The organism is Acinetobacter shaoyimingii, assembly GCF_011578045.1.
GTDB classification, from domain to species: Bacteria; Pseudomonadota; Gammaproteobacteria; order Pseudomonadales; family Moraxellaceae; genus Acinetobacter; species Acinetobacter shaoyimingii.
Window position 1 is genome coordinate 1,831,876 of sequence record NZ_CP049801.1, and the last position, 21,847, is coordinate 1,853,722.

General features: G+C 36.0%; 19 protein-coding genes. 8 read left to right on the plus strand and 11 right to left on the minus strand.

The window, feature by feature from the left end; translation table 11 throughout:
• Positions 1–300 precede the first annotated feature (300 nt).
• Positions 301–2,427 (minus strand): sensor domain-containing protein, encoded by a 2,127-nt coding sequence (locus tag G8E00_RS08160; protein WP_166009969.1) that lies wholly within the window; start codon positions 2,425–2,427, stop codon positions 301–303.
• Positions 2,428–3,001: 574 nt separating this feature from the next.
• The gene (locus G8E00_RS08165; protein WP_166223578.1) at positions 3,002–3,772 is read right to left on the minus strand and encodes an alpha/beta fold hydrolase; all 771 of its coding nucleotides are present in this window, start codon (positions 3,770–3,772) and stop codon (positions 3,002–3,004) included.
• Between the two features lie 278 nt (positions 3,773–4,050).
• On the opposite strand from G8E00_RS08165, the gene G8E00_RS08170 reads away from it, so the two are divergent.
• The gene (locus tag G8E00_RS08170) at positions 4,051–5,256 is read left to right on the plus strand and encodes an amino acid aminotransferase (protein ID WP_166223581.1); all 1,206 of its coding nucleotides are present in this window, start codon (positions 4,051–4,053) and stop codon (positions 5,254–5,256) included.
• A 90-nt stretch (positions 5,257–5,346) separates the two neighbouring features.
• Here G8E00_RS08170 and G8E00_RS08175 read toward each other — a convergent pair whose 3' ends face one another.
• Positions 5,347–6,462 (minus strand): S-(hydroxymethyl)glutathione dehydrogenase/class III alcohol dehydrogenase, encoded by a 1,116-nt coding sequence (locus G8E00_RS08175; protein WP_166009963.1) that lies wholly within the window; start codon positions 6,460–6,462, stop codon positions 5,347–5,349.
• A gap of 115 nt (positions 6,463–6,577) precedes the next feature.
• Between G8E00_RS08175 and G8E00_RS08180 the strand changes: the two genes are divergently transcribed.
• A complete protein-coding gene (locus G8E00_RS08180) occupies positions 6,578–8,161 on the plus strand; it encodes a phospholipase D family protein (RefSeq protein ID WP_166223584.1) in 1,584 nt (527 codons plus the stop codon).
• A 304-nt stretch (positions 8,162–8,465) separates the two neighbouring features.
• Positions 8,466–8,903: a hypothetical protein gene (locus tag G8E00_RS08185; RefSeq protein WP_166223587.1), complete on the plus strand. Its 438-nt coding sequence runs from the start codon at positions 8,466–8,468 to the stop codon at positions 8,901–8,903.
• Here G8E00_RS08185 and G8E00_RS08190 read toward each other — a convergent pair.
• A complete protein-coding gene (locus G8E00_RS08190) occupies positions 8,900–10,309 on the minus strand; it encodes an aminotransferase-like domain-containing protein (protein WP_166009957.1) in 1,410 nt (469 codons plus the stop codon). The genes G8E00_RS08185 and G8E00_RS08190 overlap by 4 nt on opposite strands.
• A gap of 145 nt (positions 10,310–10,454) precedes the next feature.
• Between G8E00_RS08190 and G8E00_RS08195 the strand changes: the two genes are divergently transcribed.
• Positions 10,455–11,327, plus strand: coding sequence for a DMT family transporter (locus tag G8E00_RS08195; protein WP_166223590.1), 873 nt, complete (start codon positions 10,455–10,457; stop codon positions 11,325–11,327).
• A gap of 83 nt (positions 11,328–11,410) precedes the next feature.
• Here G8E00_RS08195 and G8E00_RS08200 read toward each other — a convergent pair whose 3' ends face one another.
• Together G8E00_RS08200 and G8E00_RS08205 are read right to left on the minus strand one after the other, a co-directional pair.
• Positions 11,411–12,007 (minus strand): uracil-DNA glycosylase family protein, encoded by a 597-nt coding sequence (locus tag G8E00_RS08200; RefSeq protein WP_166223593.1) that lies wholly within the window; start codon positions 12,005–12,007, stop codon positions 11,411–11,413.
• A 37-nt stretch (positions 12,008–12,044) separates the two neighbouring features.
• The gene (locus G8E00_RS08205) at positions 12,045–12,764 is read right to left on the minus strand and encodes an SGNH/GDSL hydrolase family protein (protein ID WP_166223596.1); all 720 of its coding nucleotides are present in this window, start codon (positions 12,762–12,764) and stop codon (positions 12,045–12,047) included.
• Between the two features lie 147 nt (positions 12,765–12,911).
• On the opposite strand from G8E00_RS08205, the gene G8E00_RS08210 reads away from it, so the two are divergent.
• Positions 12,912–14,441 (plus strand): alpha/beta hydrolase-fold protein, encoded by a 1,530-nt coding sequence (locus G8E00_RS08210; RefSeq protein ID WP_227591346.1) that lies wholly within the window; start codon positions 12,912–12,914, stop codon positions 14,439–14,441.
• A gap of 49 nt (positions 14,442–14,490) precedes the next feature.
• Positions 14,491–15,261 carry a hypothetical protein gene (locus tag G8E00_RS08215; protein ID WP_166009949.1) on the plus strand — a complete coding sequence of 257 codons (771 nt, stop codon included), beginning with the start codon at positions 14,491–14,493 and terminating at the stop codon, positions 15,259–15,261.
• 238 nt (positions 15,262–15,499) lie between these two features.
• Here the strand turns inward: G8E00_RS08215 and G8E00_RS08220 are convergent, their stop codons facing one another.
• The 5 genes from G8E00_RS08220 to G8E00_RS08240 all read right to left on the minus strand — a co-directional run bounded on the left by G8E00_RS08220 (position 15,500) and on the right by G8E00_RS08240 (position 19,928).
• Positions 15,500–15,787 carry a hypothetical protein gene (locus tag G8E00_RS08220; RefSeq protein WP_166223599.1) on the minus strand — a complete coding sequence of 96 codons (288 nt, stop codon included), beginning with the start codon at positions 15,785–15,787 and terminating at the stop codon, positions 15,500–15,502.
• A gap of 205 nt (positions 15,788–15,992) precedes the next feature.
• On the minus strand, positions 15,993–16,739 hold the full coding sequence (locus G8E00_RS08225; protein ID WP_166223602.1) for an SDR family oxidoreductase: 747 nt from the start codon (positions 16,737–16,739) through the stop codon (positions 15,993–15,995).
• Between the two features lie 55 nt (positions 16,740–16,794).
• Entirely contained in the window at positions 16,795–17,493 is a 699-nt protein-coding gene (locus tag G8E00_RS08230) for a histidine phosphatase family protein (protein ID WP_166223605.1), read from the minus strand.
• On the minus strand, positions 17,490–18,611 hold the full coding sequence (locus G8E00_RS08235) for a phosphotransferase family protein (protein WP_166223608.1): 1,122 nt from the start codon (positions 18,609–18,611) through the stop codon (positions 17,490–17,492). The genes G8E00_RS08230 and G8E00_RS08235 overlap by 4 nt, the downstream gene beginning before the upstream one ends.
• A 78-nt stretch (positions 18,612–18,689) precedes the next feature.
• On the minus strand, positions 18,690–19,928 hold the full coding sequence (locus tag G8E00_RS08240) for an acyl-CoA dehydrogenase family protein (RefSeq protein WP_166223611.1): 1,239 nt from the start codon (positions 19,926–19,928) through the stop codon (positions 18,690–18,692).
• 93 nt (positions 19,929–20,021) lie between these two features.
• On the opposite strand from G8E00_RS08240, the gene G8E00_RS08245 reads away from it, so the two are divergent.
• Positions 20,022–20,951: a LysR family transcriptional regulator gene (locus G8E00_RS08245; protein ID WP_166223614.1), complete on the plus strand. Its 930-nt coding sequence runs from the start codon at positions 20,022–20,024 to the stop codon at positions 20,949–20,951.
• 97 nt (positions 20,952–21,048) lie between these two features.
• Positions 21,049–21,777 (plus strand): DUF805 domain-containing protein, encoded by a 729-nt coding sequence (locus G8E00_RS08250; protein WP_166223617.1) that lies wholly within the window; start codon positions 21,049–21,051, stop codon positions 21,775–21,777.
• The last annotated feature ends 70 nt before the right edge of the window (positions 21,778–21,847 follow it).

Below are 21,847 nucleotides of genomic sequence, written 5' to 3' on the forward strand. Positions count from 1 at the left end.
AACCTAAACGTTGCCCGAAACGAAGCAGGCAACTAGATCATAAATTGCCAAAAGTAATAATAAGCGTTGATGTTCACAATCTGGTTCTGCATCGTTATATACTAGAAATCTGAATTAAAATTACAATACGCATAAATTAAACAATTTACAAGTAATTTATTTAAAATAATTTTTATCCTTTGTATAGCCTAAAGTAATCAGTTTTTTAAAATATTCCTAAGTTGATCAATTATTTAGTTCAACCACGATTTCGCAACACTACATTGCACTAAAATCATTGCAACAAAACACAACGAAGGATTATGCAACTTTACTAATCAACATTTCTTCAGCATATTTGGCTGCAATCGCCCGGCTAAACAAGAAACCTTGACCATACTCACATCCTACAGCTCTTAAGCTTTGCAATTGTTGATCTGTTTCAATCCCCTCAGCAATCACATCTAAAGACAGAATTGGACCAAGTTTTGCAATGCCTTCAACAATTGAACTAATTGAATTTTCTTCATTCATACAGCTAACAAAGGCATAATCAATTTTTAAACAATCGACAGGATAGTCCCGTAAATGCGTCATAGATGAATGGCCAGTACCAAAGTCATCCAGTGAAATACGTAATCCTAATGTCTTTAATTTTTCCAAGGCACGAATCACAAACTCTGAACCTCGTTCTGAAAGAATATGTTCCGTAATTTCAATTTCAACCAAATGTGCTGGAATATTAAACTTATTCAATCGTGCAATGAGTAATTCTGCGTAGTTGTCACGCATAAACTCAATAGGTGATGCATTGATTGAAACAGGTACAACATCAAGACCATCTTTGATCCAGCTTGATAAATCTGTAAAGATTTTTTCATGCATGATTTCACTAAATTTGGTCGCTAATTCATAGTCATTAAATGCTTCAACAACCGAACCTGGGAAATGAATTTTATCGTAATGATCACGCCAACGTAATAATGCTTCAAAACCAATGATGCTACGATCATCTAAACGAACCTTAGGCTGATAAAAAGGTTCGATTCTGTTTTCACGAATGATCATTCGTGCTGTTTCAAGTTGCTTGGTTTTCAACTCAGCTTCAGCGAGCATTTTTTTATCATACATGCGATACCCACCGCGCCCACGATCTTTTAAATCGTTCAGTGCGGTATCTGCACATTTCATCAAACCAAACACATCTGATGCATCTTTCGGATATACAGCACAGCCAATACTCATACCGCCGTTAATCAACTTTCCTGAGTAGGTAACTGGTGCATCATTTTGTTTTAAAATGAGTTGGATGATGTTTTGCAAATCATCAGTGCTGGTCATATTGGTCACAATGACTGCAAACTCATCACCACCTAACCTTGAGACGAAAGTATTTTCATTGGCACATTTGATTAAACGTTTTGCCAACACACGCAGTAGATGATCGCCTGCTGGATGCCCCAATGTGTCATTGATATTTTTGAAATAATCTAAATCGATAAACATCATTCCAATACTGGTTTTATTTTTCTTCGCTTGCGTAATGGCGTGTCTTAAGGTGGCTTTGAATGCACGACGATTCATTAAACCTGTCAGATCATCATAATCACTGGAAATTTTAAGTTTATTTTCTGCAATTCGCTGTAGAGTAACATCGCGTGACACACATAAAATGCTGGTGGTTTCACCCTCTTCATTGATGACTGGGGTAAGCATATTGTCCCAATAGAATGTCATCTCACCAGAAATACTTTTGCCAGCAAAGCGTGTATTTTTGCCTTTTGCAGCACTTCTAATCGCTTTTTTACCTTGTTCTCGAATTTCAGGAGGCAATAAACTCAGCCAATCCATACCAAATTGACGAACATGCTCTTGTCCAAGCAAAGCAATGCAGCCAGATTTATTCATATGCGAAACACGACCATCTGGCGTAAGGATCTTGATGCAATCGACACTCACATCCAACATATTAGAGTTTGCACGCAATAAATCTGCTGTTTCACGAAGTTTGACTGCACGATCATGCACATTTGTACAGCTGATGGTCCAATTAAACTCATTATTCCTATGCGGATTCTTATGACTTTCTGCGATCAGTAAAAACCAAAAATATTCACCATCATGTTTTTTAATTCGGCATTCTTTTTCAAATCTTTTGCCAGACTTTTGAGCTGTTGCCCAGATATTATAAAAATGTTCAGCATCTTCTGGATGTAGAAATTTAATAAGATCGCTATAGTGGATATTTTGTGAGTCTACGCCTGTGTAATTCTTTAAAGCCGTATTGCAATAACCTATGCCAGACTGAATAACCAAAACCAAATGCGGCAATAAATCTAAAGCAACCTTAAAATCATGGCTTAATGATCCTGCCGTACTCTTCCCTGTTCCTTGGGATGTATCCATTTGACTTAATACTGAATCACCTTTCAAATCCAGAATGCTCATATATTAACCTACATCTAATTTTGTACTGGCAAATAATTGAATATTGATTGTCACAATATTGATTATTTTTTTCACCCCTTGTTTACACTAAATAAAATTATAAAGTACAAACAATTTTGATTTTAAAATAGTGAAGCCAATCACAAATAATAAAAAATTATTGATTATTATAGCACTTATTATTTTTAAATAAAAACGTAGTGCATTTTTAGATCATACAATATTAATAGACACAATGCACAACAATTAAGCATTTTTTATTTGTTTAATTAAATTTTATCTAATTTAAAACAATATGTTAAAAGTCTTTTTAGTTATGTTTGATAAAAATGATTAATGTGATTCAAACTGATTTAATTATGATAAGTGTGCACAGTTTTTAATCAGGCAAATATAAATGTATCTTATCTATAAAAATTATAATACTGTCAAATAAACAAAAATTTCTAAAAGTGTGACTTAATCTATTTTTTTAAATAAAAAATTATTCAAAATCATAGAAGCATGCTTTCCTTGGCCGATTAAGATATAAAAAGAAAGCCTTGATTGAGATAAAAATCAAATCAGTAGCTGTTTACTTGATTTTATGGTTTAAAAAATCTTGAATGAAGTGTACAACCTCATTGGTTTTTTCGGCATGTAACCAATGCCCTGCATCGACCATTTCAACAGCAGAATTTTTAAACTGTGTTGCAATCGCTTGACGTTGAATTTCACCAATATAGGGTGATTTTTCTCCACGGATAAATAATGTTGGTTTTTCCCAAGGGAGTAAGTTTTCCCAAGAAATAATCTTTGAATATTCATCAAAAAGCGCTTTGACATTAAATAACCATTCACCCTTGTGAAATGATTTAAGTAAAAACTGAATCACCATATCTTCACGAATATACCTTTTCATAATCTCAGTGGCTTCTTTTCGCGTTGTAATTTGGGCTTGTTCAATAGCAAATAAAGCTTTAAAGATTTCATCGTGATTATTTTTTTGATAAGCAAATGGTGCCATATCAAGCACGACAAGTTTTTGTAAACGTTCTGGCGCAATTTCAGTGAGTTTCATGGCAATTTTGCCACCCATAGAATGTCCTATCACTGAAAAATTTTGAATTCCAATATGATCAAGTGTATCGACAATATCTTGTGCTAACTGAGCATAATCCATATGTTCACTCTGCCCTGAAAGCCCATGATTGCGAACATCGATTTGGATCACGTCATATTCATTTTCAAAAGCTCTTGCCAACATCCCCAGATTACTTAAACTTCCAAATAAGCCATGAATCAGGACCAATGTAGGACGTGTATTTATAGTCAATGACTCGTTTCTTTGGAAATTTAAGATCATAAGTTTTTACTTCAATATTTGAATAGTCACAAAATAAATAAGAGAAATTTTTCCGAATTATAAATGAAATTGCCTCACTCATGACCAATATTTACATTTTAAAAGCAATTGATGAAATCTGATCTATTTGCTTTTAAGCATGTATGAATCAATGTCGTTATAAGCAAAAGTTTCGATATATATAACTATTTATCGTGTTTTTAGGTGTTGAGTGAAACTTTAAATTATATATAGTATCTGCACATACAATTTTTTAGTTTGACTTAGGAAATTAGACCATGTTTCAACATGTAGATCCTTATGCAGGTGATCCAATCCTTTCGCTTATGGAAGACTTCGGTAAGGATAGTCGTACAGAAAAAGTAAATTTAAGTATTGGTCTATATTACAACGAAGAAAACATCGTTCCTCAGCTCAATGCAGTCAAAAAAGCGCATAAAAATATTGAACCGTTAAATGACGCCGTTAAACTTTATCTACCTATGGATGGTTTAAAGTCGTATAACGAAGCGACTCAAGCTTTAGTTTTAGGTGAACATAGCCAAGCACGTAAAGATGGCCGTGCAGTGACTATTCAAACCTTAGGTGGTTCAGGTGCACTCAAAGTCGGTGCAGATTTTATCAAAAAATACTTCCCAGAATCTGACATTTGGGTCAGCCAACCGACTTGGGACAATCACATTGCCATTTTTAATGGTGCTGGTGTGAAATCACATTTCTACCCTTATTTCGATGCAGCGACCAATGGTGTGAATGTGCCAGCAATGCTTGAAGAATTAAATAAACTTCCAGCCAAAGCTGTTGTCCTTCTTCATCCATGTTGTCATAACCCAACAGGTGCAGATTTAACACCTGCTGAATGGGATCAAGTGATTGAAGTGCTTAAAGCGCGTGATTTACTTCCATTCTTAGACATTGCTTATCAAGGTTTTGGTCAAGGCATTGAAGAAGATGCGTATTTAATTCGTGCTCTAGACAAATCAGGGATGAATTTTATTGTCAGCAATTCATTCTCTAAGATTTTCTCACTTTATGGTGAGCGTGTGGGTGGTTTGACGTTTGTATGTGATGACCAAGAAACTGCGCAAAAAGTTTTAGGTCAGCTCAAAGCAACAGTTCGTCGTATCTATTCAAGCCCAGCAACGACTGGTGCATTATTAGTAAATAATGTATTAAACGATGCTGCTTTGACCGCTGAATGGAAACAAGAACTGAAAGTAATGCGTGAGCGTATTATTGAAATGCGTAAACTGCTTGAATCTAAACTCAGCCAAGCTTTGCCTGATCGTGACTTTAGCTATTTGGTGAAACAACAAGGTATGTTTAGCTATACAGGATTAACTGGCGAACAAGTCGATATGTTAAAAGATAAATACGGTATTTATTTGGTTCGTAGTGGTCGTATGTGTGCTGCTGGTTTAAACCATAAAAATATCGATTATGTTGCTAGCTCTTTTGCAGAAGTCTTGAAAACAACAAACTAACTGAGTTTGCACATTTTAGTTTTCATTTAATGTAAAAAACATAAAAAGACCGAGTAAGCTCGGTCTTTTTATTTGAATAGATATTTTGATTTAGTCTTTAAAATGAATCACTGAACGAATTGATTTACCTTCATGCATTAAATCAAAAGCTTCATTAATTTTATCTAGCCCCATGGTGTGTGTTACGAATGGTTCAAGTTGGATATCACCTTTCATCGCTTCTTCAACCATACCAGGAAGCTCTGAACGACCTTTAACACCACCAAATGCTGTGCCTTTCCAACTACGACCTGTCACCAATTGAAACGGACGAGTAGAAATTTCTTGACCAGCTCCTGCTACACCAATAATGATCGATTGACCCCAACCGCGATGCGCACATTCCAGCGCTGAACGCATGACATTGGTATTACCAATACATTCGAAAGAGTGATCGACACCCCAACCTGTTTTCTCAACAATCACTTCTTGAATTGGACGGTCGTAATCTTTTGGATTTAAAAACTCTGTTGCACCAAATTGCTCAGCCAATTTGAATTTTTCAGGATTGGTATCTACAGCAATAATACGACTCGCTTTGGCTTTTTTTGCACCTTGAACAACAGCTAAGCCAATACCGCCTAAACCAAACACTGCAACAGTATCGCCTTCTTGAACTTTTGCTGTATTTTTCACAGCGCCAAGACCAGTCGTTACGCCACACCCCAATAGACATACGTGTTCAGGATTGGCTTCTGGGTTAACTTTAGCCAGAGATACTTCAGCCACAACGGTGTATTCACTAAACGTTGAACAGCCCATATAGTGATAAATAGGCTGACCGTTATAAGAAAAACGTGTTGTGCCGTCAGGCATTACACCTTTACCTTGCGTAGCACGTACAGATACACAAAGATTGGTTTTACCAGATTTACAGAATAAACATTCACCGCATTCAGCAGTGTATAACGGAATAACGTGATCACCAGGTACAACACTCGTTACACCTTCCCCAACTTCGACCACAATCCCTGCACCCTCATGCCCCAATACCGCAGGAAAAACCCCTTCAGGATCATCACCAGACAATGTGAATGCATCTGTATGGCAAACACCTGTATGTGTGATTTTGATTAGAACTTCACCTGCTTTAGGTGGTGCAACATCAATTTCGACAATTTCTAAGGGTTGACCTGGACCAAATGCAACCGCAGCACGTGATTTCATCTTTTAAACTTCCTGTGTTGGCTTCTAAAAAGAATGACTTACAGTAACCTCTTTTACTGATCTGATTCAACCTATAACATGGTGATATTATGAGCGTATAAACATTACAAATTTCATGGAAATCATGACACATCAAAAATATTTTTTTCTGCTGCTGGTCAGCATACTTTTTACAGCAATTACAGGATGTCATTTACCCATGAATACAAGTTCCAAGGATCAGCCTATTCAAGAACGTACTGCTGAATGGCTCAATGAAAGTGAACAAGTTAAACAAAACATAGCATCTGGTCTTACAGCGTATTTAAGTTTGCAAGATCCCTTTATGAGTATGGCGGCTCGTGTACATCTCATTCAAAATGCCAAAGCCCATTTAGATTTACAATATTACATTTGGGAAGATGACGTCATTGGTCATCATTTATTGTCTGATTTACTCAAAGCCGCAGATCGAGGGGTTAAAGTTCGTTTGCTCATCGACGATCAAAACGGAACAAAGCTGGATCAAACCTTGGCACAGTTGGCTCAACACCCCAATTTTGAAATTAAACTTTTTAATCCTTATAAATATAGACATTTACGAGTGATTGATTATGTATTTCGTTTTAAAAATATCAATCATCGTATGCATAATAAACTGATTATTGCGGATGGTGCTGTCGCCGTGACTGGCGGACGGAATATCAGCAGTGAATATTTTGATGCCAGTGATCATTTTCAATTTGCAGATATGGATATTTTCTTCGGTGGAAAATCTGTTGAGCAAGCCAATCATGCATTTCTACAATTTTGGAATGATGATCTGAGTTATTCAGTACAACAATTATTAAAACATGAGTTTAAATCAGCCAAACAAAATGCAGGTTTAGAGCAAATTCGTAAACGTTATGCAGATGCACGTGATTTCCCAAAAAGTGCGGTCGATATAAAAATACAGCAAGCGCAAAAACAAATTCAAACCAATTTAGAACAAAGTCCTGTGCAATGGGCGAAAGCAAACTTTTTAGCAGATTCTCCAGATAAAATTAGAGGAAAAGTCTCTGAAGACCAACTCCTGTTTAATCAAATTATGCAGATCATGGGCCAACCTAAAAATCATATTGAATTGGTCTCTGCATATTTTGTACCGACACAAAAAGGAGCTGATTATCTCAATTCTTTACAACAACAAAACATTAAAGCTCGAGTATTGACCAATTCTTTTTTGGCCAATGATGTTCCGTTGGTGCATGCATTTTATCAAAAATATAGAAAAACCTTGCTACAACATGGGGTTAAGCTATATGAATTTAAGCCCTATATCGAACGTGAGCATCGAACTTGGTATGAAGTAATGTCAGGAAATGTCATACCTGCCAAAGGAAAAAACTCATCACGACTGCATGCGAAGTTTTTCGATATTGATGGAACTGTATTTATAGGATCATTTAACTTTGATCCACGCTCTGCACATCTCAATACAGAAGTCGGCTTGGTAGTTCAATCTGACCAATTGCAAAATGAAATCTCCACATTGCTTGATACCTTATTACCTCAAGTGGCTTATGAACTAAATCTAAATGAACAAGGTCAAATTATTTGGTTAGATCATCAAAAAAATGGACTAGTTAAAACCCATGATAAAGAACCAGAAACCACAGGTTTTCAAAGATTTGTGATTAAATTAGTCTCAATTTTCCCAATTGAATGGATGATGTAATGACAGGGGGATGACAAACTCAGTCCAATATATTAAAGCCCTTTAATTACTTAGGGCTTTTCTATACATATACTTTGATGTACTAGTTAATACGTATATCCTGAATGGAAATGCGTTCTTCAAAATATTGCGATTTTATGCGCCTTCCATATCTAGACTGATCATTCCATCGTTTTCTTTTAATTATGATTACATAATTACTTATACTTATTAAAGATTAATCTATACAAATGTTTTACAGTGATTTTTGATTGGATTAGAATCCAAAACTTAATTTTCTCCCTCCCACTGTGTATTTATTGCAATGCAATTTTTTGATTTAAGTCATCAGTTCAATCTGAACGATATACTCACCCCTGTAAAAACTTTAGATGAACTCAGTGAGCAAGATTGGTTTTTAGCCAAAGTCCGTGTTGATCATGATTGTTTATCAGATTCTGAAACCATTGAAGGTCTCGTCGTTATTCAATCCAATCAAAATATTCAAATTGAATTGGGCTGGATGATTGAAGACACGGGACATGAGTTACAAGTGCTTTTTAAAGGCATTGAGACTGAAGCGATTGAAAAAACTTTGGTAACCATTAATGGGGCTAAAATTTTAGATGAATCTGCACAGATGATTTCTGTCCAAGCCTTAAGTCTATGGATTGATGGTACATTACTGCCAATGATGCCCAATATTCGTCGAGACATTAAAGCACGTTTAAACTTGTGGGATTATGTTGAATATGATGGCTAGTGCTTAGTCGAGTGTTTCGTATCATTTCTCAGCATTTCTATCGCCGTTTTCAGAACTTGATAAACTTTTTCTTGCGAAGATTGCGCTACATTAAATCGTAGGCATTTTTTTGCTGCATCATCTTGACTAAATGCTGATCCTGGGGCCAAGATCACGTCGTTTTGTAAACATATTTTAGAAAGTTCAGCGGCATCAATTTCGTCAGGTAACTGGCACCAAATGAACAACCCAGCTTTTGGAATCACTTTAGCTTCGATACCTAAGTCTTTCAACCGTCTCAAGGTATCATTCATTGCGTTAATTAAGCGTTGTCTTAAATGCTGAATATGTTTTCTATAAGAACTATCGTTCATCGCATGATAGATAATTTCTGCATTTAAATGTCCACTGCTAAAGTTGGTTGCGATTTTTAAATCAACGAGTTGATCAATTTTTTTATGATCTGTAATGATATAACCACAACGAATGGATGCCGATAACGTTTTCGAGAAACTTCCTATTTGAATGACTTGATTTAAACCCATTAACGCTGAGTATCTTGGTGCGGGTGAAAACTCAAACTCTGAAAAAATATCGTCTTCTATAATCACAACATTGGCTTGTTCGCATAATTTAGCAACTTGATATGCCGTTTGTAATGCGAGACTTGCGCCAGTTGGGTTATGAATACCTGAGTTGGTTAGATAAAGTTTAGGTCGATGCTGTAATGCATTTTCAAAATGTTTTAAATCTGGTCCAGTTTCTGTAAAAGGAATCGCAATAGCCTGTAAATGATGTACATTAATCAGCGCTAAAAAATTAAAATAGCATGGATCATCAATAAGAATGACATCACCTGCTTTCAGTAACAGTCTAAAAATAAGGTCTATTGACTGAGTTGCTGAGTCTGTAATCAGAATTTGTGATGTATCAATGTTTAAATCATATTTCTCATTTTTTTTCGCAATATATTCTCTTAAAGCCAAATGTCCGTATGGTGGAGGATAGTCAATTAAAGTATTTACAGAATTTGTAGCCACCGTTTTTAAAGCTTTACGAATACAATGCTCAGGCATCCAATCATTTGGTAACCATCCACAACCAGCTTTAATCACATGTGTTTCTGCAATTAATGACTGTCTTGAAATCCAAAGCGGATCAACTTCTCGATCATAATGCATACGTGGCTGAATAGTATTTGCAGTTTTTAGTGGACTACAAACAAAATAACCAGCACCTTTTCTGGCCTCGATAATATTCATAGCCACGAGTCTTGCATAAGCTTCTATAACGGTTGATACCGAATAGCTCATTTGTTCTGCCATTTGTCGTACAGATGGTAAACGCTCCCCAGGAATCAAAGTATGGTTTGCAATTTGTGTTTGAATCATCTGTACCAGATTTTCAATTTTTGTTGTCTTTAACATATTGATCTGAGTATATAAGTTATAACTTTATGCCTAACTGTTATGGAAACACTAGCATAACAGTTTTTTTAAATTGTATTGGACTGTGACTGTCTAAATTATCAGATTGCGAATTAAATATTAAGATGAAAATCGAGATATTTATATGCAAAAGCAAACACTTGGATGGATTAATGGCTTTATCGGAATGCTCATTTTTTCAGGCTCACTACCTGCAACTAAAATAGCAATTACGAGTTTTAGTCCTGAATTTCTAACATGTATACGTGCTGTGATTGCAACATTCGCAGGCATCATATGTTTATGTATTTTTCGTCAGTTCAATTTGAGAAATATCCATAGTCATCAAATTAAATCCTTACTAATTGTCGGTTTGGGTGTGGTCATTGGATTCCCTTTATTTACAGCAATGGCACTTGAGCATATTGATTCTTCTCGAGCAATTGTATTTGTAGGTTTACTTCCTCTAGCAACCGCTATATTTGGTGTTTTACGTGCTTCGGAACGACCACGACTCACATTTTGGATATTTGCAATTTTAGGTGCTGGTTGTGTCATTACATTTATGCTCTCAAATGCCTCCTCTCAAAAGATTGGCATTGGCGACTTTTATATGTTGCTGTCTATACTTTTATGTGGATTAGGCTATGCCGAAGGTGGACTACTCTCCAAAACACTGGGAGGCTGGCAAGTGATCTGTTGGGCTTTAATTTTCTCATGCCCTTTAATGCTGTTTCTGATGTTTTATTACCTACCTAGCCATTTCCAGCCGATCTCCATACAAGCAATTTTAGGACTCTTGTATGTATCATTGTTCAGTATGCTTATTGGTTTTTTCTTTTGGTACAAAGGCTTGGCATTAGGTGGAGTTGCACAAGTGGGACAAATACAATTGATTCAACCTTTTTTCGGCTTATTGCTTTCAGCATTTATTTTAGGTGAACACATTTCTTTAGCAATGATCTTTACAGCAATAGCAGTCGTACTCTGTGTTTTATTGGCAAAAAAATATGCTTAACTCTTTTATTGAAAATTTCAAACTTCAATTAAAAGCTTTAAACTTACTTATAGTGAGTAATTAACATAAAGTAATTAATTAACTTAAAGTAATCCTGTATCTTTAAATAATTGCATATAGGCTTCGGCTTTCTTTTCAACAGCCAAAGGATAAGCCCGTGAAGTAGAAGGCATCCGATACAGCTTTAAATCTCGCTGAGCATAGTGAGTTTCTGAAAATTGGCCAATGATTGGTTTTATGGTACCTTCAGGCATTGAAAGCATTAATGTCTCTGTGGCTTTATCACCTGTGGTTACAATGGCTTGGCATTGTGGAATTTGATTGAGTAATAATTCTATGTTGGTCGTTTGATGAATCTTTAAAAATTTATCCGATGCATTGCCTGCTAAACGGATCACTTGTTCTGCTGTATCAAAAATAGCTATACCTTTTTCATTTAAAAAATCAAAAATCATTTGTTCTTTAAAGGTTTTATTTTCTGTATCAATAAAATGATTTTTGTCATTAAAAAAACACAAACCAAAAATTTTCCACATATCATTTTGAAAATTTGGATAGTAAAAATCCATTTTCCAGCGTTTTTTGGGTGGTGGAAAACTGCCTAACATTAAAAGTTTGGCATTTTTTGGCAAAAATGGTTTGAGTGGATGAGTTTCAATTTTATTTTCCAATTCTGACATCAAGATTACTCAATAATTTTGTATCGCTATGAATCAATCATTCATCTTTAAAGTGTTTTAAAATGATATCTGCCAATTCTTGAGCCCATACTGCATAAATTTCTTTGCTCGGATGAAAGCCATCTTCAGCCATGTCCAGATTAAGTTCTTGGTACTTGGCAATGTCGAATGGGATGTATCGGATAGTTGCATGCTGGGCAATAAAATATTTAAGCTGCTGATTCATTTGTTTTGAATATTGTCCAAACAACCAGGCCAATGGATTGGGTAAAGCTGGAAATAAATGCATTGGAGGAACACCCGAAGCTAAAATCAATTTTGGCTGAAACTTTGCTTGAATGACATCATAAATTGCGTACTGTTTTCTAATCCATTTTTTTGCAGAGCTGAGCTGTGTGACATCATTTACACCAATTGAAGTAATGACCACATCATATTGTTTTGGCTCAATGCTTTGAATCGCATGATAAATTTTAGTTGAATCATCTCCTGTTTTTGCATGTAATCGCCACGATATAGAAAAATGATCCCGTAAAGCATTAAGCAACGCACCAGATAATGCATGCTGTTGTTCTGACACTCCAACGCCAGCAGCGGCTGAGTCACCAACGATTAAAATAGATATTGTATCGCCCTGACCTACTTGTCCATGCCGTTCACCTTGTGGTTCAGGTAATCTTGGAGTGTTTTTTTTGACTTTATAGCCTTGCACAATCAAAGCAGGCAGTAAGGCAACGGTCGATATTTTTAACCACATGAGCAATTCAGATGTAAAAAACAGGTCGCCATAAAGTGTATAAGATCATTCGTATAAATACATTCTTTTTAAGCAGAGTTTGTGTGGATGAGTAGATTATTTTAATTAGAATGATTATCATTTATAAAACTTATAATGTGATTTGTGATGATGATTGTGAAAAAACTCTGTTTAACACTGTTGTTCAGCGGTCTATATAGTCCGTCACTCATTGCTGTTGCTGATACTTCATTGAAACAGTTGAGCCCGAATAATCAAAAGAAAATATTAGACCCAATCTATCAGTCCTCAGATTTATCCACCCAAAGTCCAATTCTAAATCACGTCGCAAAAAAGAAACCACTTCAAACTTCAGATCAATCATCTAAAGCACAAAACATCAAAAGCCACGCACGCCCATGTGAAGACGTTCAACCTGAAAGTACTTTACTGCGTAGCTTACAACTGGATTTAAAATCGCAATCTAAAACAGAACTGCGTCAACAACGTATTGAACAGTTTTGGCAAACCGTTCAACAACAGGGTACACCTTATGTTGAAAAGATCGATGCTGAAAAAAGTCGAATAATTTTTTTATGGAATGGGCCAGAACATAATGTGCGTTTGATTGGTGGACCGAGTAATGATCATGAATGGCTGACGCGTCTTGCAGGTACAAATATTTGGTTTAAAGAAGCGATTGTGAAAAATCAGTTTATGGGAAGTTATAGTTATGCTGTAAACGTTCCTTTAGTGGATGATTTTCTGACCCACTATTGTCCACATTTAAATCCAAACTTAAAGGAATCTCGACCACAGCGCCGTGCAGTCTTAAAAGTCAATAAACTTGATCCTTATAATCCACGCCGTTTTTTCAATAACTCACCGAATCAAAGCGCTCTTCGCAATGAAAATATTGTGATTTTAGCGAAATCCCCTGCGTTTATTGACCCTTCACAATTTCCAAATCATAAGCAACCTGAACTTAAAACATATCGTTTTGAAAGTAAAATATTGAATAATAGTCGTGTTATACAGATTTATCAGTCAAAAAAAATTAAGAAAAACCAAAACTATATAACGGCAATTTTCTTTGATGGTCAGCATTATGCTGAATTACTCAATGTGCCTAAAGCCTTAGATATCTTAGTTGAACAAGGCAAACTCCCCCCGATTCAAGCGGTGTTTCTCTCTCCACCCAATGAACAGATTCGACCGCAAGAACTCACACCCAACCGTGAGTTTTCCAAATTTTTCAGTCAGGAATTTCTGTCTTGGTTGGATAAAAAATTGCCAAATAAACGTCATAAAAATAAAACCGTATTATTGGGTTCAAGTTTAGGTGGTCTAAGCTCAGCATATTTAGCACTTGAGAATCCTAAACACATTAGCCATGTTGTACCTTTATCTGGATCGTTTTGGTGGCAAGAACATTCATCTGACTTACCGAATGGTATGAGTAAAATTATTCGTGAAAAGCAAAAACAACCTAAACAAGCGTGGTATATCACTGCAAACAGTTATGAATCTTCACGAAATAACAATGAACTCAGTATTTTAGAGACAACACCGATTGTAGCTCAAGATTTACGAGAAAAAGGTCATGATGTCGAATACAAAAACTATGTTGGTGGCCATTCTTATGCAATCTGGCAAGGGATTTTACAAGATGCGCTATTGCATTTTTTTCAGGACTGAGTCAAATTATTTAAAGTTAAAATTTTAATGAAATATCATGGATTTAATGATGAAAATAAATACTCTGCTTCAAACCTCAGCGCTCGCTTTAGCAACAATGACTTATAATATAAGTAGTTATGCAGACGATTTAACTACAGCACAAAAAAAATCCGTTTCAGAATTAATCCAAATATTTAAAAAAAATGATGTTTCAATGATTGCACAAAAAATTGAATATCCACTTCTACGTGAGGCACCGATTCCCAACGTTAAAAACTCGATAGATCTGAAATCTCGTTATGATGAAGTTTTTGATAGCAAACTCATTAAACGTATTGCTTCATCTAATATCAATCAATGGTCGAGCATGGGCTGGCGAGGCATTATGCTCAATGATGGTGAGATTTGGTTTGATGGAGAAAAAATTACCGCAGTGAATTATAGTAGTCCTGCAGAAAAACAACGTAGACAACAACTGATTACTGAGAAAAAAACAGGTCTCCATGCCAGTTTAAAAGCTTTCAAAACACCAAAGCTCGTTTTCCAAACATCGAAACATTTGGTTCGCATTGATGAATTAAATAATGGGAAATATCGTTATGCTGCGTGGAAAGCGAATCAATCTCAGTCGTCACAGCCGGATTTAATTCTGGTCAATGGAAAGGTTAAATCTGAGGGTTCTGGTGGTAATCACAGCTATATTTTTAAACGTGGACATTACACTTATACTGTCTATCGTAATCTTATAGGCTCAGATGACACGCCAGATGTTTTACTCGAAGTGAAACAAAATGCCAAAGTGATTTTGGAACAAAACGGAAAATTAATCAAAGATTGAGCATTTTGAACTTTATGTACTGATATTAAAATTTAATCAACGAAAACAAGAGGGAAAAGAATCGAAAATCTTTACCCTCTAAAATAAAAAAATCGATTGAAAATCATAGGATGTGACATTCTTCAATGCATTCTTCAATCAAATTTATGGCTGGTTGGAGGTATTCTCATTTATGTTTCTGTACCAATAGTAAAATTCAAACTATTCATAGCTTACTATTTATATATTTAGTATTGCTCTACATATTTAACCACCAACGATAAATAAAATTTAAGGCAATACAAAACAAGAACGTGCCTAATGCATCCCAAAATAATAAATATGCTTTATCGTGTTTTTTATACAAATACGCATTAAACCCGCCGATTAAAATCACCAGTCCATACATGATCATGAGTTCAAATGGTAGATCGAACCAACATTGTTGAGATAAACATTGATCCTGAAAAAAATACAGATAAACAAATCGGGCAAGTAGCACCATAAAAGCACTGATTAAAATGCCGAATAAAATAAATATAATCATGATGTTAATCTTATTTTGTTTGGGTTTTTTGTGATGTTTTAATGATACATGATGGTTGAATTTTTGTCTTTCCAAATTAAAAAAATAGCCCCCGATCTGAAAGCTATTTTATGTATTTAGATAAAAATATTTTCTTTAATGAATTCACCTTGCATCTTAAGCTTTAATTTTCATATCTTCTGACGAATATAAATATCATTCATCTTTATCCACTTAATTTATTGACCCATTTTAATGGTAAAACTCGCATTGCAAAACCGATGGGTAACCATGGCCATTTAGGAATATAAGCTTTAGCTGGAGCTTTTTCTATTTCAGCCACCAAAAGTCTTGAGCCTGTTTTTTCATCAATTTCAAAAGGTAATTTTTGTGCGCCTTCATTAATTTCCGTACGAATGTATCCAGGGAATATGGTGGTGACTTGAATAGGTGTATTGAGTAATTCTGCACGTATACCTTCTGCCAAAGCCGCAACTCCCGCTTTACTCGCACCATAAGCCGTTAAATGCTTCGGCATACCTCTTAAAGCGCTGATAGAAGAAATGACCACCAAATGCCCTGCATTCTGTTCTCGGAAAATTTCAACTGCTGCCTCACATTGCGCCAATGCTGAAATAAAATTGGTTTCTACTGTGCTACGATTAATTTCAAATTTGCCCTTCCCAATACGACGTCCGTCTCCAACACCGGCATTGACAATTATTCGATCCAATGTGCCAAATTCAGATTTAAAAGCGTTAAAAACCTCAAACACTTGGTCGTATTGAGTGACATCTAAAATTTTCGCAATCACTTGGATGCCATATTGTTGTTCAAGTTCTTGTTTTAGACTTTGCAAACGTTCTACACGACGAGCACATATTGCTAAGTTATAACCTTTTTTGGCAAATTCACGTGCCATACCAGCACCAATGCCTGAACTTGCACCGGTAATTAATATTGTCTTCGCCATTGCATATTCCTTTATTTATTCTAAATCTATGTGGTTTAAATTGATGTTATGAGCATTAAAGCCATGTCAATAAATCTGGACGCTCAGCTTTTATAAAATGATGTTCATTTAAACTCAATAATTGTGGTTCTGTACCTACCAAACGTAAAGTGGTAAGACTGGTATTGGTGATTGCCCAATTTAAAGCAAAGGTGCGATTGACGCTAAGTTCCAGTAACTTTCCTGCCAATACCGAAATCACCCCGCCTGAGGTAAACACCACAGCATAACGAGGTTTGGTTTGAGCTAAAATTTCACATAAATCAGTTAAAGCATTTTCTACACGCGCTTTAAACTGTGGCCAAGATTCTTCATATTCATGATGAAATTCACCCCCAGTCCAACGTTGCATCGCACCTTCAAAAATTTCAGCCAAATATGCCCGTGGGCTTTCATACTTAGACACTTCTTGTTTTAACAAATGCGGCGCTTTAAAGCGCTCATCATATTGTTCAAAGACTTGTTGATGATTAAATTCATTCCAAGCATCGTTGGTGAGCAATTCACATTCAGGAAAACATTCGGCAAGTGCTAATTTGGCAGTTTGCTGATGACGTTGCATGGAACCTGCAACAACATAGGGTGCTTCTTTTAAAATTTTATCGAAGTATTGCCCCAAGAGTTTGGCTTGTAATTCTCCGTTAGATGAAAGTTTGTCATAACTTTCTGCACCAAAAGATGCCTGACCATGTCGGACTAGGTAAATGGTCGTCATTTTGGCATCAACTCCTTAAATTTAGCGATATATTTTTGAGCTAACTCATTGGCTTCTAGCTTATGCAATCCAATCAATTTTAAAGCACGAATATGTAAAGCGTGAATCACAATCCAGAAATCTTTAAATGCAGGATTGGTGGTTTGCTTGTGGTAATACCGATAATAAATTTGCTGTGCAATCACTGCTAAGCGGAAAATACCAAACACTTCATAGAAGGTCCAATTATCTGTTTGAAGTCCTGTTTTCTTTAAATAATATTCAACTACTTCTTTACGACTAAACATGCCTTTTAAATGCGTTGGTTGACGCCGTGTTGATTTAAAAATTTGATTATCAGTATCTTCCACCCAATACGCCAAGGCGGAACCTAAATCCATAAGTGGATCACCCAAAGTTGCCATTTCCCAATCCAAAACACCAATCACTTGCGTTGGATTGTTCGGATCTAAAATAATATTGTCAAAACGCCAATCATTGTGAATTACACAGGTTTTAGAATCTTCAGGAATATTGTCTAATAACCAATGACGCACAAATTTAAATGATGGCACGTTCATGGTATGGGCTTTTTCATAGCGACTGTCCCAACCTTCAACCTGACGACGACAATATCCGTCACCCTTTCCTATTTTTTCTAATTTGGTTCCTTCATAGGGAATCTGATGAAGTTCAATCAATTTATCTAAAACATTGATACAAAGCTCACGGACTTCTGCTTCACCAAATTTTAACTCTGGTGGAAGTTTTGCACGCGGAATAATGCCTTCAATGCGCTTCATCACATAAAAATCACAACCAATGACAGATTCATCCTGACAAAGTGCGACCATTTCAGGAACAACAGGATAAAACTCTGCTAAATAATTTTGCACCTGAAACTCACGTGCCATGTCATGTGCAGATTTGGCTTTTGTGCCTTTGGGAGGTCGTCTTAAAATTAAGTCATCATTTAAATACTTTAAACGATACGTCCAGTTGGATGCTCCGCCAGAATATTGAGTGACTTCTACAGGACCCTCAATTTCGCATCCATTTTCAACCAACCAATTTCCTACTGCTCGGACATCCAGCTCTTCACCCTCTCGAACTTGACCCCCCATATCAATCACTGACATGTTGTTTTCCTTTATTCAATCTAAATCACTTAAAATTATCTAATATGAGTTCAATATGTATACATAGCACACATTACATTATTTACGCCGAGAACTATAACCACGTTTTGCCAATTCAAGTTTAGCAATCATACCTTTATGTACTTCATCAGGACCATCGGCTAAACGAAGTGCCCTGGCTTGAGCAAAAAAACCAGTCAATGGAGTATCACGTGAAAGTCCTGCACCACCATGAATTTGAATAGCCATATCGACAACTTGCTGTAAAACATTCGGTGCAACCACTTTAATGGCTGAGATTTCGGTTAATGCTGCCATATTTCCTAAAGTATCCATTTTATAAGCAGCATACAAGGTCAAAAGGCGTGCTTGATCAATGGCGACACGCGCCTCTGCCACACGTTCCAAATTTCCACCCAGTTTTAAGATTTCTTTGCCAAAAGCTTGTCTAGACATACCACGGTCAATCATCATCTCTAATGATTTTTCTGCAGCACCAATACACCGCATACAATGATGAATACGACCTGGACCTAAACGACCTTGTGCAATTTCAAAGCCTTGACCAGCACCACCTATAAAGTGATCAATGGGTAAACGTACATCATTAAAACTGATTTCGCCGTGTCCATGTGGAGCATCATAATCACCAAAAACAGGGAGCATTCTTTCAATGTTGACTCCTGCAGTATCTACAGGAACCAAGACCATAGAGTGTTGATGATGGCGGTCTTTATTTTCATTTGGCGTGTGTGCCATAAAAATAATAATTTTGGCATTCGGATCTCCCAAACCTGAAGACCACCACTTACGTCCGTTCAATACAATTTCATTGCCTTCAACAACCGCAGTGGCTTGCATATTGGTTGCATCACTGGAAGCAACTTCAGGTTCGGTCATACAAAAGACCGAACGAATTTTTCCATCTAAAAGTGGCAATAACCATTGCTTTTTTTGCTGTTCAGAACCATAACGCCAAAGCACTTCCATATTGCCACTGTCTGGTGCATTACAGTTAAAAACTATCGGTGCTAGAAGACTGCGACCTGAAAGTTCAGCAATATGTGCATATTCTTGTACTGACAATCCTTGTCCTAGGACTGGATCGGGTAAAAACATATTCCAAAGATTGGCTTGTTTGGCTTTGTTTTTTAATGTTTCAAGTTGTGCTGGCCATTGCCATTTGGTCCAATCCGCACCTTGATTTAAATCGTGGACTTGATTCCAGAACGCTTGTTCAATGGGTTCAATTTCATTTTGAATAAATGCTTTAGTTTTAGACACGTATTCTTGAGCGCGTGGCGACAGTTCAAACATGCTTTTAATCCTTAAATATTATTGTCCATGTGCTTTACAACACCTTAGTGCGAAAACTAATATGAATAAAATGATTTAAAACCATAGAACATCATGAATACTATGCATACTAAAAAATCTCAACATGTTCCAATGGATCTTGCACTTTTTCATCGTATCGATATCAACTTATATCCTTTGTTTATCGCAATCTATGAACAAAATAGCATTTCTAAAGCTGCACAAATTTTGTTCATCACTCAATCTGCTGCCAGTCATGCCTTACAACGTTTGAGACAGCTTTTAAATGATGATCTGTTTGTGCGTTCTGGCAGTAAAATGCGTGCCACACCTTTTGCTGAGCAAATCTATCCTGCTGTAAAACATGCGTTGATTGCGATACAAAACATCAGTCAGCAAAAAAATAGTTTTGACCCACAGCAAATTCAACATTTAAAAATTGCTGTACATGATGAAATTGAGCCGATTATTTTTCCCAAATTGGTTCAACATTTTCAATCGCTGAATATAGGTATCCAGTTTATAAGTATACGGTTGGATCGTAAAACTTTAGCTTCTGATCTAGCAGTTCAACAAATTGATTTTGCTTTTGATCTTGAACAAAATTTTGGTGAGAAAATTCAATTTCAACGTTTATTTGAAGATCAGTTTGTGGTGTGCTCACACATGCATGAGATGAATACAGAGATCTATTTATCTGCCATGCATTTAGGTGTTTCTTCTCGTCGTACAGGTTTATTACTTGAGGATATTTACTTAAATCAAAAACAACTTTCTCGTGAAATTCTGTTGCGATGCCAACACTACTCAACTGCACTTCAAATTTTAGAACAGATTCCAAACAGTATTTTGACGATTCCTCAAAGTATTTTGAATAATTTAAATATATCCGATGCACTAAAAATTTATGAATCACCTATTGAATTACCAAAGATTAGTCTTGGAATTTATTGGCATTTAAATATGAAAGAAAATTTAAGACATCGGTTTTTGGTGAAAGAAATTTCTAAAATTTTTGCTTAGGCTATTTTGATGAGTAGGATTTTTTATTTATTTGCATTATGATATGCCTGCTTCAAATAAATTTAACTTTATAAATACAATAACTTAAGGTATATACATGTCTTATTTAGAAACGAAAAATGTTCAAGATAACCCATTGTCTCATAAGGGTCGATTCAGTCGATTATCTTATTTGGCTTGGACATTTATCATATCGATCATTTATAGTGCTACGCTATTTCTTGTGCTTGGTGTTGGTGCACTCGCATTATTTAGCTCTGGTGCAGGTTTTGGCATCGAAAATTTATTTTCAAGTGGCTTAGGCTATTTGGCTGTATTTTTATTTGTCATTGTCATCATTGCCTTCTTTGTGTTGTTGATTAATATCACTATACGTAGATTACATGACCTCAATAAATCTGGATGGCTTGCTCTGTTGATGTTTGTTCCGCTGGTGAACATTGGTTTCTCGATCTATGTGTATTGTTTTAAAGGACCGGCAGGTGCCAATAACTATGGCCCTGCCCGTCCTACGGAACAAGCTGAAAAATATCTTGGGGTTATTTACGCCATCTTCTTAGTGATTGTGATTTTTGCGTACGGCGTTGCGATTGTTGCTGTGCAAAAGTATAGAAATGCACCAAGTGACTTAACTACACTGGGTCAAAGTGAGCTTAACTATGAAGATTTAGGGTTAAGTGAAGAAGATATTCAGAATTTACAAGTTGATGAAACTTTGCCTGAGGATGCTGAATCTGAACTTCAAGTTGAATCAAATGAAGTCAGTGATGACGAAGCAGTTGCTGCGGCTGAAAGAGCTGCAGAAGCTGCGTTGCACGATGAGTAAATCAGTTTAAGCAGATTTATAATTGAATCTTTACTTAGGCTATTTGTAAAAGAGGCTCTTATGAGCCTCT